The organism is Methylobacterium sp. NEAU K (assembly GCF_030700285.1).
Lineage (GTDB): Bacteria > Pseudomonadota > Alphaproteobacteria > Rhizobiales > Beijerinckiaceae > Methylobacterium.
Genome location: NZ_JAUYZJ010000016.1, coordinates 63,986 through 77,609, shown reverse-complemented (window position 1 = coordinate 77,609; position 13,624 = coordinate 63,986). Strand labels below are relative to the sequence as shown.

Annotated in this window: 11 protein-coding genes; 5 read left to right on the top strand and 6 right to left on the bottom strand. The window is 68.8% G+C overall.

Annotated features, from left to right (window positions below; all coding sequences use genetic code 11):
- The 3 genes from Q8W67_RS14690 to Q8W67_RS14680 are packed head-to-tail and all read left to right on the top strand — an operon-like array spanning position 1 to position 3,610.
- The gene (locus Q8W67_RS14690; protein WP_305546708.1) at positions 1-1,590 is read left to right on the top strand and encodes a peptide ABC transporter substrate-binding protein; all 1,590 of its coding nucleotides are present in this window, start codon (positions 1-3) and stop codon (positions 1,588-1,590) included.
- On the top strand, positions 1,587-2,510 hold the full coding sequence (locus Q8W67_RS14685) for an ABC transporter permease (RefSeq protein ID WP_305546706.1): 924 nt from the start codon (positions 1,587-1,589) through the stop codon (positions 2,508-2,510). Before Q8W67_RS14690 ends, Q8W67_RS14685 begins: the two co-directional genes overlap by 4 nt.
- Entirely contained in the window at positions 2,507-3,610 is a 1,104-nt protein-coding gene (locus Q8W67_RS14680) for an ABC transporter permease (protein WP_305546704.1), read from the top strand. Before Q8W67_RS14685 ends, Q8W67_RS14680 begins: the two co-directional genes overlap by 4 nt.
- A 78-nt stretch (positions 3,611-3,688) precedes the next feature.
- Here Q8W67_RS14680 and Q8W67_RS14675 read toward each other — a convergent pair whose 3' ends face one another.
- From Q8W67_RS14675 to Q8W67_RS14650, 6 genes are all read right to left on the bottom strand, one after another.
- Positions 3,689-4,228, bottom strand: a complete 540-nt coding sequence (locus tag Q8W67_RS14675; RefSeq protein WP_305546702.1) for an NADPH-dependent FMN reductase — start codon at positions 4,226-4,228, stop codon at positions 3,689-3,691.
- Between the two features lie 91 nt (positions 4,229-4,319).
- Positions 4,320-5,945, bottom strand: a complete 1,626-nt coding sequence (locus Q8W67_RS14670; RefSeq protein WP_305546700.1) for a dihydroxyacetone kinase subunit DhaK — start codon at positions 5,943-5,945, stop codon at positions 4,320-4,322.
- Between the two features lie 182 nt (positions 5,946-6,127).
- Positions 6,128-7,015: a carbohydrate ABC transporter permease gene (locus Q8W67_RS14665; RefSeq protein WP_305546796.1), complete on the bottom strand. Its 888-nt coding sequence runs from the start codon at positions 7,013-7,015 to the stop codon at positions 6,128-6,130.
- Positions 7,016-7,062: 47 nt separating this feature from the next.
- A complete protein-coding gene (locus tag Q8W67_RS14660) occupies positions 7,063-8,019 on the bottom strand; it encodes a carbohydrate ABC transporter permease (RefSeq protein ID WP_305546698.1) in 957 nt (318 codons plus the stop codon).
- Positions 8,020-8,058: 39 nt separating this feature from the next.
- Positions 8,059-9,369: an ABC transporter substrate-binding protein gene (locus Q8W67_RS14655; RefSeq protein ID WP_305546696.1), complete on the bottom strand. Its 1,311-nt coding sequence runs from the start codon at positions 9,367-9,369 to the stop codon at positions 8,059-8,061.
- Between the two features lie 80 nt (positions 9,370-9,449).
- On the bottom strand, positions 9,450-10,511 hold the full coding sequence (locus Q8W67_RS14650; protein ID WP_305546694.1) for an ABC transporter ATP-binding protein: 1,062 nt from the start codon (positions 10,509-10,511) through the stop codon (positions 9,450-9,452).
- A 491-nt stretch (positions 10,512-11,002) separates the two neighbouring features.
- On the opposite strand from Q8W67_RS14650, the gene Q8W67_RS14645 reads away from it, so the two are divergent.
- Both Q8W67_RS14645 and Q8W67_RS14640 read left to right on the top strand, forming a co-directional pair.
- Entirely contained in the window at positions 11,003-12,196 is a 1,194-nt protein-coding gene (locus Q8W67_RS14645) for a fumarylacetoacetate hydrolase family protein (protein ID WP_305546692.1), read from the top strand.
- A 50-nt stretch (positions 12,197-12,246) separates the two neighbouring features.
- Positions 12,247-13,623 (top strand): FAD-binding oxidoreductase, encoded by a 1,377-nt coding sequence (locus tag Q8W67_RS14640; RefSeq protein WP_305546690.1) that lies wholly within the window; start codon positions 12,247-12,249, stop codon positions 13,621-13,623.
- The last annotated feature ends 1 nt before the right edge of the window (position 13,624 follow it).

Genomic DNA, 13,624 nt, shown 5'->3' with positions numbered 1-13,624 from the left:
ATGCCGGTGCGCCGGCGCGACTGGCTGGCTGGCGCGGCCGCCATCGCCGCTGTCGGTCCCGCCCGCGCCGGCGCGGCGACGCTCTACCGGCGCGGCAACGACGCGGATCCCGAGACGCTGGATCCGCACAGGTCCTCCACGGTCGCCGAGGCGCATCTCCTGCGCGACCTCTGCGACGGCCTCCTCACCTACGACAATCGCGGCACCATCATCCCCGGCGCCGCCCGGTCCTGGACCGTCTCAGGCGACGGCCTGACCTTCGGCTTCGCGCTGCGACCCGACGGAAAATGGTCGAACGGCGAACCGGTAACCGCGGAGGACTTCGTCTATTCGCTCCGCCGTATCCTCGATCCGGCCACGGGGGCGAAATACGCCGAGGTGCTGTTCCCGATCCGCGGGGCGGCAGCCGTGAACCGCGGTGAGATTCCGGCCAACGCGCTGGGCGTCGTCGCGCAAGAGCCGCTCCGGCTCACGATCGCGCTCGAGCAGCCGACGCCATATTTCCTGGAACTCCTGACCCACCAGACCGCCCTGCCGGTGCACCGGGCGTCGGTCGAGCGCCACGGCGAGTCCTTCACCCGGCCGGGAAACTTCGTGACCAACGGCGCCTATCGGCTGCTCGACCGGGTGCCGGGCGGCGCGATCACCCTGGAGGTCAATCCGCACCATCCCGAGGCGACGACCATCTCGATCCCGCGCGTCGCCTTCATGCCGACGCCGGATCTGTCGAGTGCCGTCCGCCGCTATGCCGCAGGCGAAATCGATTCCCTCGCACAGCTCCCCGTCGATCAGATCGCAGATCTGCGCCGCCGCTTCGGCACGCAGGTGGTCCTGGGACCCTCGCTCGGTCTCGAGGCCCTGGTGGTCAACACCCGGAAGTTGCCGTTCTCGGACCGGCGGGTCCGCCAGGCCCTGTCCCTCGTGATCGACCGCGAGTACCTCGCCGACGGGCTCTACGGCGGCACCATGAGCCCGGCCTATTCCCTGTGCCCCCCCGGCCTCGACAATTACCGGACGCCCCCCGAGACCGAGGGGCGGAAGGGCTTGCCGATCGACCACGAGGCGCAAGCGTGCCGGCTGCTGGCCGAGGCAGGGTTCGGGCCCGGCCGGCCGCTCACGATCGAGTACCGCTTCAACGTCAGCGACAACAACCGCAACACCGCGGTCGCGGTGAGCGAGATGTGGCGCGATCTCGGGGTCGTGACCCGCTTCGTCTACACCGATTCCAAGACGCATTTCGCCCATCTGCGAGACGGCGGCGACTTTGACATCGCGCGCTACAGCTGGATCGCCGACTATTCCGACCCGCAGAACTTCCTGTTTCTGCTCCAAAGCGGAAACGACGGCCTCAATGCCGGGCACTGGTCGGACCCCGCCTATGACGGCCTGCTGGCCGCGGCTTCCGCTGAGCGAGACCTCGCCCGCCGCGCCGACCTCCTTTACGACGCCGAGGCCATCGCCCTGCGCGAGCTGCCCTGGATCCCGCTCATGCACTACCGGTCCAAGGCACTGATCGCGCCGCGGCTGCACGGCTACCATCCCAACCTGCGCAACGCAGCGCCGACACGCTTCATGAGACTCGACGCGTGATCCGCTTCATCCTGCGCCGCCTCGCGCAGGCGGTGCCGACGCTGCTCGCGGTCGTGACCGTCAGCTTCTTCCTGATGCGGCTCGCGCCCGGCGGCCCGTTCGATCTGGAGCGTCCCCTGGCGCCGGCCGCCATGGAGAACCTGCGCCGGGTCTACGGTCTCGATCGGCCGCTGATCGTGCAGTTCGGCAGCTATCTGGCGGCGCTGGCGCACGGGGATCTCGGCCCGTCCTTCTCGTTCCGCGACATGAGCGTCCTCGACCTGATCGCCCGGGGGCTGCCGGTCTCCGCGACCCTGGGGGCGCTGGCGCTGGTCCTGTCTGCCATCCTCGGCATCGGGCTCGGCACGGTCGCAGCGCTCCGGCGCGGCGGCGCCGTCGACCGGCTCCTCGGGCTCGGCGCAGCGCTCAGCCTGTCTCTGCCGAGCTTCGTGGTCGCGCCGCTCCTGCAGATCGCCTTCGGGCTCAGCCTCCGCTGGCTCCCCGTCAGCGGCTGGGATGGCGGCGCGCCGAGCCACCTCGTTCTGCCGGTCGTAACCCTGGCGTTGCCGCAGGTGGGCGCCCTGGCGCGGCTGACGCGGGCGTCCCTGGCGGAGGTCCTGCGCACCCAGCCGGTGCAGACGATGCGCAGCCTCGGTCTGCCGCCGTCCCGCATAACCCGGCACGCACTGCGGGGCGCGCTCCTGCCGGTGGCGGCCTATCTCGGACCGCTCGCAGCGGCGCTGCTGACCGGATCTGTGGTGGTCGAGACGATCTTCGGGCTACCCGGGATCGGGCGCTATTTCGTCGAGGGGGCGCTCAACCGCGACTACACGCTGGTGATGGGCACGGTGCTGCTGGTCGCCGGTCTCGTAATCGCCCTCAACCTTGCCGCCGATCTCGCCTGCGCGTGGCTCGACCCGCGCCTGCGGGTGGCGGCGTGAGCGCCCGCCTTCCTCTGGTCGGGCGAGGTCGACGCACCTTCCACCGCCTCGCCCGCGAGCGGGTGGCGATCGTCTGTCTGGCCGTGCTGGCCCTGATCGCTCTCACCTGCCTCTTTGGCCCTGGCCTGACCGGACACGAACCCGAGCGCACCTATCCGGACCTGCGCCGGCTCCCGGCCGGAATCGCGGCGCAGCCGGATGCCGATCACCTGCGCCCGGCGCTTGAACGTCTCGCCTTCCGCATGCGCGTCCGCCTCGATGACGTATCGCGCGAGGGCGACGCATTGCGCCTGACCCTGGGTTCCGATTCCGGGATCGACCGGCGCAGTCTCGTCTACCTGCCGCGCTCCGACCTGTTCGGGGAGCCCCGGGTCGTGGCAGACGCGGAGAGCGGAAAGCGGCTCGTGGTATCGGTGCCGGTCCGGCACCTGCGCTTCCCGCTCGGCACCGACGTGCACGGCCGGGACCTGCTCACCCGCTGCCTCGTGGCCGGGCGGATCTCACTGTTGATCGGGCTCACCGCCACCCTGGTCGCGCTGCTGATCGGTGTCGGCTACGGCGCCTCGGCGGGATTTCTAGGGGGGGGCGTCGATGCCGCGATGATGCGCCTCGTCGACGTGCTCTACGCCCTGCCCTTCGTGTTCTTCGTCATCCTGCTGCTGGTGTTCTTCCGCGCCAGCCTCGTGCTGATGCTGGTTGCGATCGGTGCCGTCGAATGGCTCGACATGGCCCGGATCGTGCGCGCGCAGACCCTGTCCCTGCGCGAGCGCGACTTCGTCCGCGCGGCCCGCGCCCTCGGTCTCGGCGCGCCCCGCATCATCCGCCGGCACATCGTCCCCAACACCCTCGGGCCGGTGGCGGTGGCCGCCACCTTGTTGGTGCCGCGGGTGATCCTGCTGGAGAGCTTTTTGTCGTTTCTCGGACTCGGCGTGCAGGAACCGCAGACGAGCTGGGGAGTGCTGATCGCCGAAGGCGCCCGGGCGATCGAGTCGGCCCCGCACATGCTGGCGGCCCCCGCGGCCTTCCTGATCGCGACACTGGTCGCCCTCAACCTCCTCGGCGACGCCCTCGCCGACGCCCTCGATCCGCGGGCCGAGTAGAGCGCTCGGCACAGGGTAAAGCCTGGGGAGACCGAGTATCGATCCGAAGTCACCGGCGATCTTAGCTATCGCGGTGCGTCAGGGGCACTTCACCTCTCGGCAGCAGGCGGCGAACCGTTCGAGGAAATCCTCGGCCGCAGAGCGATGGGCCGGGCCTCTGACGATCGTCATGATCGCGTCCGGTGTCTCCGTCAGCAAGGGAAGCCGCCAGAAAAGCTCGGGCCTGAAATTGGAGCTTATCGTCGAAAGCACGACCCGCAAAGCTTGCAACATCTGGTCTCCGCGGTGGGAAGCGTGCACGAGCGCTATTGGCTTGTCGATTACGTAAGGGGTCGAGACAAGCCAATCGATCGCGTTCTTCAGGCCTCCCGGGATGGCCCGGACATATTCCGGACTTGATATGATCACCCCGTCGCTGTCGCCTATCTTGCACATGAAGTCTTGTACATTTCCCGGTACGCGATCACCTTCCAGATCCGGGGAGAAGACAGGCAGGCTCCCAATGCGATCGAAGACTTCGATGTCGATTGTGCCGGGCGCCACGGCCCGCAAAGCTCTTAAAAGCGCAGTGTTCGTCGAGGCCTGACGCGCACTTCCCGATATCGCGAGAATATTCATATCTGCCTGAGCTATAGAACCGCCCTCACCGGCGGTCCATCGTGCACCGGGGAGCCGGAGCCGGGCAAAACCTCCACTTCGACCTCGGCGCTCAGCCGGCTGCGGCAAGCGCTCGGAACGCCTCTGCGACGCCCGCAGCCCCGGGATCCTGCACGCCGACGAGATCTGCGACCGCGAGATAGCTGGATCGGCCGGTCGCGGCGCGCTCCATCCGGGCCGTAGCGTCTGCCCCTTCACGCGCGGCGGCCGCCGCGGCTTCGAACCCACCGCTTTTCAGGGCTTCCACGGCGGGGATCAGGGCGTCCAGCAGCGTGCGGTCACCCGGCCCCGCGCCGCCGTAGCCCTGCACCCGGGCGACGCCTTGCGCCAAGGCATCAGGCCAGGGCGCACCATCGGACAGCGCCGCCGCGGTTGCGGCGAAGAAGGTCGAGGCCAGCACCCCGCTTGAGCCGCCGACGGCGCGGCCGATCCGCTCGGCCAGGGCCCGGCACAGGGCGGCCGGGTGTGCCTGCGGCAGCCGGTCGAGATCGGCCTCGACGGCGCGCGCTGCGCCCGCGAAGGTCGTGCCGGTGTCGCCGTCGCCGACCTTGGCGTCGAGGGCGTTCAGCGCGCGCTCCGCGGCGATCAGCGCCCGCGTCACGGCGGCGATCCGGGCGGACGCCACGGGATCGCGCGAGGGCGTGAAGGCTTCGCCCGCGAGCCCCTCCGGGACCGGTCGCAGGACCGGCGACGCGATCCGCACCGCGCCGGGCCAGGCCGGCACAGGCACCGGCGCGAGGAGCGCCGCCTCGAGTTCGTCGTCCAGCGGCAGGATCGACAGGGACGCTCCATGCATGTCGAGGGCTGTCATCAGCGGGGCCGGGCCGATCAGCAGGCGCACATTCCGGCCGAGATCAGTGGCGAGGACGGCCCGGGTCAGGACCTGCATCTCCAAGGCGCAAGCCGAGCCGAGATTGTTGACGAGGAGGGCCAGGGGCTGGGCGCCGACGCCCGTGAACCGCTCGGTCATCAGCCGCGCGAGGTCGCTCGCCTTCGGCATCGTGATCCGTTCCGCTCCCGGTTCGCCGTGGATGCCGAGGCCGAGCTCAGCCTGCCCCTCGGCGAGGCGCTCGCTGCGCGGCGAGCCGGGAATCGTCGCCGTGGAGACCGCGATGCCCAGGGACTGCGCCGCCGATGCCGCCCGGCGTGCCAGCGCGGCGACCGCCTCCAGCGGCGCGCGGGACTGCGCCGCATGACCCGCGACCTTGTGCACGAACAGGGTACCGGCGATCCCGCGGGGCTGCTTCACCCCCGGCAGCGCGATGTCGTCGGCCACGATCACGGCCTCGACCTTGAGGCCCATGGCGCGCGCGCGCTCTGCGGCGAGGCCGAAATTCAGCCGGTCCCCCGCGTAGTTCTTGATGACGAGCAGGCATCCGGCCGGTCCCGTCACCGCCAGGATGGCGGCCAGCACCGCGTCGACGCTCGGTGAGGCGAAGACGTCGCCGCAGACCGCCGCGGTGAGCAGGCCCGGGCCCACGAAACCCGCATGGGCCGGCTCGTGGCCGGATCCGCCGCCTGAGACCACCGCGACCTGGCCGGCATCCAGCTCGGCGCGCAGCACAACGCGGATCTCGGGATCGCCGTCGAGGCGTGCGAGACGGCCACCACTGGCCGCCAGGAAGCCGTCGATGGCGTCGTTGACGAGGCTGGCACGGGTCTCAATGAAATGGGCCATGCGTGACCTTCCGCGCTTTCGGTCCGCGATTCGGGATCCGCGGCCTCAGGACCGCTCGTCTGAGCGCTCGCGCCCGCCGTTACAATGGCTGCCGCCGCGGTTCATCGGCGGCAGGGCCGCCCTTGCCGATGTCCGACCCTGCGGATGCTCAGTTCCCGCGGCAGAACCCGACCCCGCACAGATCACTCCTTAACGGCGCCGGTGAGCGCCGACACGTAATATTCCACGAAGAACGAGTACAGGATCACCAGCGGTAGGGAGCCCAGCAACGCGCCGGCCATCAGTGAGCCCCACTTGTAGACGTCGCCGTCGACGAACTCGCTGACCACCGCGATCGGGACGGTCTTGTTCTGGGTCGAGGACAGGAATGTCAGCGCGTAGATGAACTCGTTCCAGCACAGCGTCAGCGAGAAGATTCCCGCCGAGATAAGGCCCGGGAAGGCGAGCGGCAGGATAATCTTGGTCAGGATCTGCCACCGGCTCGCGCCGTCCATCAATGCGCATTCCTCCAGCTCGTACGGAATCGTCTTGAAATAGCCCATCAGCAGCCAGGTCGAGAACGGGATCAGGATGGTCGGGTAGGCCAGGATGAGGGCGATCGGCGAATCGAACAGCCCGTAGGCCTGGATGATCGTGGCGAGCGGGATGAACAGGATCGAGGGCGGCACCAGGTAGGCGAGGAAGATCGCCGCGCCGACCCAGTTCGCGCCGCGGTAGCGCACGCGCACACAGGCATAGGCGGCGAGCACGCTCGCGAACAGCGACAGGACCGTGGCCGCCACCGATACGTACATCGTGTTCCAGAGCCAGCGCGGATACTGCGTCTCGAACAGAAGTTTATGGATGTGCTTGAACGTCGGCTGCACGACCCAGAACGGGTTGTACCGCTCCATGTCGATCAACTGCTCATCCGGTTTGATCGCCGTGAGCGCCATCCAGTAGAACGGGAACAGCAGGACCGCGAGGATGACGAGGAGCGGCAGGTAGGTGGTCACCAGCCGCCGCGGCAGGCGCTCCAGGTAGGCCATCCCCTCGGAATCGTCGGTCAGCGCCGCTTGTCGGGCGTCCATGGCGGGCGACAGGCGCGGATCGGCGTGGGCGGGGGGTGCGGGCGCGCTCATCGGTCGGTTCCCCCGGACTGCCAGGCCCGGCGCTGCAGGCCGAACCACGAGATCCCGATGGCGGCGAGCAGGAACGGCACCATCGCGGTGGCGATCGCCGCGCCCTCGCCGAGGGTCCCGGAGAGGATGCCGCGCTGGTACGACAGGGTCGCCATAAGGTGCGTGGCGTTGACCGGCCCGCCACGGGTCATCGCCCAGATGAGCTGGAAATCGGTGAAGGTGAACAGCACCGAGAACGTCATCACCACGGCGATGATCGGCGTGAGCAGCGGCAGGGTGATGCGCGAGAAGATCTGCCAGTTCGAGGCGCCGTCCAGCGTCGCGGCCTCGTAGAGCGAGGGCGAGACCGTCTGGAGCCCGGCCAACAGGGTGATGGCGATGAACGGTACCCCGCGCCAGATGTTGGCGAAGATCACGCAGGCCCGCGCCATGTTCGGCTCACCCAGGAAATCGATGTTGCCGTCTATCACCCCGAGATGGCGCAGAGACCACGAGATGATCGAGAACTGGCTGTCGAAGATCCACCAGAACGCGATCGCCGATAAAACCGTCGGCACGACGAACGGGATCAGCACGATCGACCGGATGATCGACTTGAACGGCATGTTCTTGTTGAGCAGGAGCGCCAGATAGAGGCCGACCGCGAACTTCACCACGGAAGCGACGGCGGTGTAGAGGCAGGTGTTGAACACCGACAGCCAGAACACGTCGTCGTCCCAGAGCCACGCGTAGTTCTCCAGGCCGATGAACGTGCCTTCGCGACCGATCCGGGTGTTGGTGAAGGACAGCCAGATGCCCTTGAGCAGGGGATAGGCCAAGAACAGGCCGAGGATCAGGGCGGTCGGCAACATGAACCAGAAGCCCGCCCAGCCACGGCTCGCGCGCAGGCGCTGCCAGGCCGAGCGGGTCGGGACCGCGACCGGGACAGGCTGTGTCAGGGCCGTGTGCGCCATGGGCTCGCCTCGAGGTCGTGGCCGGGATAGACGTCCGCGTCAGTTGTTCCGGAAGATGCGCTGAGCGGCGCGCTCGGCGTTGCGGATCGCGCCCTTGACGTCCTCCCGTCCTGTGCAGTGGCTCGCGAACATGTCGACGACCACGAAATCGGCGAGCACGGCGGCGATGCGCTCGCTGACCGGCGCCAAGCCGCCCGCCGCGAGCGACCGCCGGCCAGCCTCGGCGAAGACGGCATTCTTCGGGTCGCTCGTCCAGATCGGGTTCTTCGGATAGTTGGACAGCGGTTCGCACAGGTAGCCCTGCGCCGCCTCGAGCCACGGCCCGTAGTTCGCGGCCTCCATCATGAAGGCGATGAAGGCCTTACAGGCGTTGGGCGCCTTCGTGTACTTGAAGGCCAGGATCGGGAAGGCGAGCTGGAACTCCGTGGGCTTGCCGACAGGACCGATCGGCCAGACGGCATGATCCATGTCCTCGGCGAGCTTCGGGTTGTCCTTCTTGGCGGCGGCATAGATCGAGATACCGTTGTTGGTGAGGTACAGGTCCCCCGCCAGGAACGCCTTGTTGTTGGACGAGTCGTTCCACGAGACCGTGCCCGGGACGAAGGTCTCGTAGAGTGCCTTCACGTATTCGAGCGCCTTGGCCGTCTCGGGCGAGTTGATCACGATCTTCTCGTTGGCATCCACGAGATTGCCCCCGTGCGACCAGAGTGCCCAATGGCACCAGGTGTTTCCGTCGCCCGTCGCGTGGCCCAGCGCGAAACCGGCCGGCGTGTTGTTCTTCTTCAGCCCCTTGCACAGGTCGAGAAAGCCGCCCGTGTCGGTCGGAAACTTATCGAAGCCGGCCTTCTTCATCGCCGAGATACGGTAGTTCGGATAACCGCCGTTGAATGCGACCGGGACGGCGATCCATTTACCCTTGACCTTCCCGTAGGCCTCCGCAGACGGGAACCAGGGGCCATATTTCTTGCCCAGCGTGTCGGCGACATCCTCGAGCGGCAGGCACTTGTCGGGAAAGAGTGCGGGGAACGAGAACAGACCCCAGACCAAGTCGGGCCCCTGACCGGTATTGGCGGCCACCGAGGCCTTGGGCTGAATGTCGTCGAAGGACTCGTTGGTGACGGTCACCTTGACACCGGTCGCCTTCGTGAAGGCGTCCACGAGCTTCATGAAGGCCTCGTCCTCGCTGGGCACGAAGCGCTTCCAGCGCAAAAGCGACAGGCTCGCCCCCGGTTCGGGTTTCCATTCGGCGTTCTGCGCCCAGGCCCTGGCAAAGCCGAGCAGGTCCCCGCCAGCGGCGAGGCCCGTCGCGGCGGCACCCGCGAGCAGGGAACGGCGGTCGAGAACGGACATCGTGGCGTCACTCCCTGGGTGGTTCGGTCCGGTTTTCGGTCTCTGGCGGACGGCGCGGGTCACCCCTCCGGCGGCCCGGATCAGGTCGGCAGGCGTCGCCCAGTCTCGGCATCGAAGAAGTGTACCCGGTTGGGGCGCAGGTGGATCGTCTCGCCCGGACCCTCGCCCACCCGTTCGCGCAGGACGCAGGTGAGATCCTGACCACCGGCCCGCACCGCCAGCATCGTCTCGGAGCCGGTTGGCTCGACCACCACCACCTCGGCGGCGATCCCATCCGCGGCGAGGTCGAAATGCTCGGGCCTCAGGCCCAAGATCAGCGGACGGCCTAGCGTGCCCGCCGGAGCCTCGTTCAACGGTATCGTCAGCCCCGAATCTGCGGCGAAGACCAACTGCCCGTTCGACCGGACCGTCCCGGCCACGAAATTCATCGCCGGAGACCCGATGAAGCCCGCCACGAACAGGTTGTCGGGCCGGTCATAGAGTTCCAGGGGCGGGCCAATCTGCTCGACGACACCGTCGTGCATCACCACGATCCTGTCGGCCATCGTCATGGCCTCGATCTGGTCGTGGGTGACGTAGATCGTGGTGGTCTTCAGGCGCTGATGCAGTTCCTTGATCTCGGTGCGCATCGCCACGCGGAGCTTGGCATCGAGGTTCGAGAGCGGCTCGTCGAACAGGAAGACCTGGGGATCGCGCACGATCGCCCGACCCATGGCCACGCGCTGGCGCTGACCGCCGGAGAGCTGGCGCGGGTAACGGTCAAGGAGGTGGGTCAGCCCGAGAATCTGCGCGGCCTTGCTGACCCGCTCATCGATCTCGGGGGCCCGCGCCTTCCGGATTCGCATCGAGAACGCCATGTTCTCGCGGACCGTGAGATGCGGGTAGAGCGCGTAATTCTGGAACACCATGGCGATGTCCCGCTCTTTGGGCGGTACATCGTTGACGACGCGCTCACCGATGCGGATCTCGCCGCCGGAGATGTTCTCCAGGCCGGCAATCATCCGGAGCAACGTCGATTTTCCGCAGCCCGAGGGCCCGACCAGGATCACGAATTCGCCGTCACGGATGTCCACAGACACGCCGTGCAGGACGTTCGTCGATCCGAAAGCCTTGCGGACCTCGCGGATTCCCACCGAGGCCATGCTTCCTCCCGATCAGTGTCGCTCTAACGGCAACTCCTGTGGTGTCAGTACAGGTGAGTGAGCGCCGGAAAGCAAGCGTGCCCCGGCTCATTCCCGCAGGATGTTTCCGATCTGTCAGCGGATCCGCTCCGAACATGGCATGCCCGGCGCCTGGCCGGCCCGGTTCTCGTCCGTAGACGGCTCGTGCGCAGATCCCTCGGCGAAGGGCCGGTGGCCACCTGCGGGACCGCGCCGGATCCGCAAGCGGCCAGAGGTGGGTCACCCACCCCTGCATCGGACTCGCCGCGCTCCGGACCGGTGACGAGCATGCCGGCATGAAACATCCTGCCGGTCCGCCGGCCGCCAGGAATGCTAGACCGGGCGCCGCTCCGCCCGCGATGCCCGGTACGGTTCGGGAGGATCGAGCGCGATCGCCGGGCGCCGCTGCTTGCGCGGCACCGGATGTCCCGGAGGCGAAGGCCGCGCCGGGCTTCCTGAAGGATGGGAACTGCATGTCATTTTCCGGTCTGATGGCACGCGAGATCCTGCCCGCCGACGGCAGCCGCGGTGCGCTCGTGGGTCGGGTGTGGCGACCGGAGGTGAGCGGGCCGAGCGTAGTGGCCGTCCGGGCGGACGCGGACGGCGATGCACGGGTCATCGACGTCACGGCCCGCTTCCCGACCGTGAGCGACTTGTGCGAGGCGAAGGACGCCGCCGCCGCCCTGCGCGATGCGGAGGGCGAGGACATCGGCAGCCTCGACGCGATCCTGGCCAACACGCCGCCGGACAGCCGGGATGCGGGACGGCCGTGGCTCCTCGCCCCGGTGGACCTCCAGGCGCTCAAGGCGGCGGGCGTCACCTTCGCGACCTCCATGCTGGAACGGGTCATCGAAGAGCGTGCGCGGGGCGACCTCGCCGCCGCGGCGGCGATCCGCGCCGAGGTCGAGCGCCTCGTCGGCCACGACCTGCGCCGGCTCAAGCCGGGCTCGGCCGAGGCCATGGCGCTCAAAGAGGTGCTGGTCGCCCAGGGCGCCTGGAGCCAGTATCTCGAAGTCGGGATCGGGCCGGACGCGGAGATCTTCACCAAGGGGCAGCCGCTCTCGGCGGTCGGCTGCGGGGCCGATGCGGGCCTGCACCCGGACTCGCACTGGAACAATCCCGAGCCCGAGGTTGCACTCGCGATCACTTCCGACCAGCGCATCGTGGGGGCGACGCTCGCCAACGACGTGAACCTGCGCGACTTCGAGGGCCGGTCGGCCCTCCTGCTCGGCAAGGCCAAAGACAACAACGCTTCCTGCGCCCTCGGGCCGTTCCTGCGGCTGTTCGACGAGACCTTCGGCCTCGACGACGTGCGGCGCACCACCGTGAGCCTGGAGGTCACCGGCACGGACGGGTTCCGCCTGGAGGGCACATCGCCGCTTGCCGAGATCAGTCGCGCCCCGGAGGACCTGGTGGGGGCCCTGATGGGGCGCACGCACGGTTATCCGGACGGGGCGATCCTCCTGCTCGGCACGATGTTCGCGCCGATCCAGGACCGGCACGGGCCGGGCCTCGGCTTCACCCATGTCGAAGGCGACCGCGTCGTCGTGGCGAGCCCGGAACTCGGGAGCCTGATCAATCGCATGCGCCCCTGCGACGCCTGCGAGCCTTGGTCGTTCGGCACCCGCGCGCTGATGCGCAACCTCGCCGCGCGCGGGATTCTATGACAGAGCCTCGCGCCGAAGCCCCCCGGAAGGCGGTCCCCGCCGCAGAGGCCATGCCGATGATTGCCGCCGAATCCTTCCTCGCGCACCTGTCCGCGATCGTCGGGCCGTCGGGCCTCGTCACCGGTGCTGAGCTGCGCGGCCGGTCGGCCAACTGGACCCGGCCGACCGAACCCTGCGCGGCGCTGGCGCTGGTCCGGCCGCGCAGCACCGCCGAGACGAGTGCCGTCATGGCCGCCTGCCATGAGGCGGGCGTCGCCGTGGTGCCGCGGGGCGGCGCCACCGGCCTCGTCGACGGGACGCTCTGCGCGCCCGACGAGATCACCCTGTCCACCGAGCGCATGACCGGCATCCAGCCGGTGGACCAGCTCGGGATGACGGTCGTGGTCGGCACCGGCGCCACCATCGAGAGCGTCCAGAATGCGGCCGCGGAAAGCGGCCTGTTCTTTCCCCTCGACCTCGGCGCCCGGGGCTCGGCCACCATCGGCGGCGCGATCTCCACCAATGCCGGCGGCCTGCGCGTCCTGCGCTACGGCATGATGCGCGAGATGGTGCTGGGCTTGGAGGCGGTGCTGGCCGACGGCACGGTGGTGTCGTCCATGCGCCCGCTGATCAAGAACAACACCGGTCTCGACCTCAAGCAGCTGTTCATCGGGACCGAGGGGACGCTCGGCATCGTCACCCGGGCGGTGCTGCGGCTGCGCCCGGAGGCGGCCGGCTACGCGACTGCCCTCGTCGCCTGCCCGGGCGTCGATGACGGTGCCCGGGTGCTGCGCGCGGCCCAAAGCGCCTTCCAGGGGCGCGTCTCGTCCTTCGAGGGCCTGTGGCCGGACTTCTACCGGTTGATGACGGCCCACGGCCGGGCGACCCCTCCGCTGGGTCACGAATACCCGTTCTACGCGATCATCGAGGTGGAGTGCGTGCCCGAGGAGTCCGACCGCTTCCTCGGCCTGCTGGAAGGCCTGATGGGCGATGGCACGGTCCTCGACGCCGCCATCGCCTCCTCGGAGGAGCAGCGCCGGTCGATGTGGCGCATTCGCGACCGGGTCGAGCACCTGAACGCAGACGGCATCGAGCGCGCCTTCGACGTCAGCGTGCCGCTGGCGAAGATGGACGGCTACGTCCGCGGCGCGCTGGAGCGGCTCGCCGCCATCCCGGGCTGCCGCGCGGTGGTCTACGGGCATATCGGCGACAACAATCTGCATTGGAACACGACCCGCCTCGACGCCGCGGGCAACGCGGCGATCGACGCCGCGATCTACGAGCCGCTGGCAGACCTGAACGGCTCGGTGTCGGCCGAGCACGGGATCGGCCTGGAGAAGCGGAGCAAGCTGCCCCTGTCGCGCTCCCCGGAGGAAATCACCGCCATGCGGCTGGTCAAGCGCGCGCTCGACCCGGACAATCGGCTGAATCCGGGCAAGATCTTCTAAG

What these genes read in the sequence shown, in the direction of transcription:
- Q8W67_RS14670 (WP_305546700.1), bottom strand. Translation starts at nt 5,945, where the DNA reads ATGGCCCATTTCATTGAGACCCGTGCCAGCCTCGTCAACGACGCCATC.
- Q8W67_RS14655 (WP_305546696.1), bottom strand. Translation starts at nt 9,369, where the DNA reads ATGTCCGTTCTCGACCGCCGTTCCCTGCTCGCGGGTGCCGCCGCGACG.
- Q8W67_RS14660 (WP_305546698.1), bottom strand. Translation starts at nt 8,019, where the DNA reads ATGGCGCACACGGCCCTGACACAGCCTGTCCCGGTCGCGGTCCCGACC.
- Q8W67_RS14690 (WP_305546708.1), top strand. Translation starts at nt 1, where the DNA reads ATGCCGGTGCGCCGGCGCGACTGGCTGGCTGGCGCGGCCGCCATCGCC.
- Q8W67_RS14665 (WP_305546796.1), bottom strand. Translation starts at nt 7,015, where the DNA reads ATGGACGCCCGACAAGCGGCGCTGACCGACGATTCCGAGGGGATGGCC.
- Q8W67_RS14675 (WP_305546702.1), bottom strand. Translation starts at nt 4,228, where the DNA reads ATGAATATTCTCGCGATATCGGGAAGTGCGCGTCAGGCCTCGACGAAC.
- Q8W67_RS14645 (WP_305546692.1), top strand. Translation starts at nt 11,003, where the DNA reads ATGTCATTTTCCGGTCTGATGGCACGCGAGATCCTGCCCGCCGACGGC.
- Q8W67_RS14640 (WP_305546690.1), top strand. Translation starts at nt 12,247, where the DNA reads ATGCCGATGATTGCCGCCGAATCCTTCCTCGCGCACCTGTCCGCGATC.
- Q8W67_RS14650 (WP_305546694.1), bottom strand. Translation starts at nt 10,511, where the DNA reads ATGGCCTCGGTGGGAATCCGCGAGGTCCGCAAGGCTTTCGGATCGACG.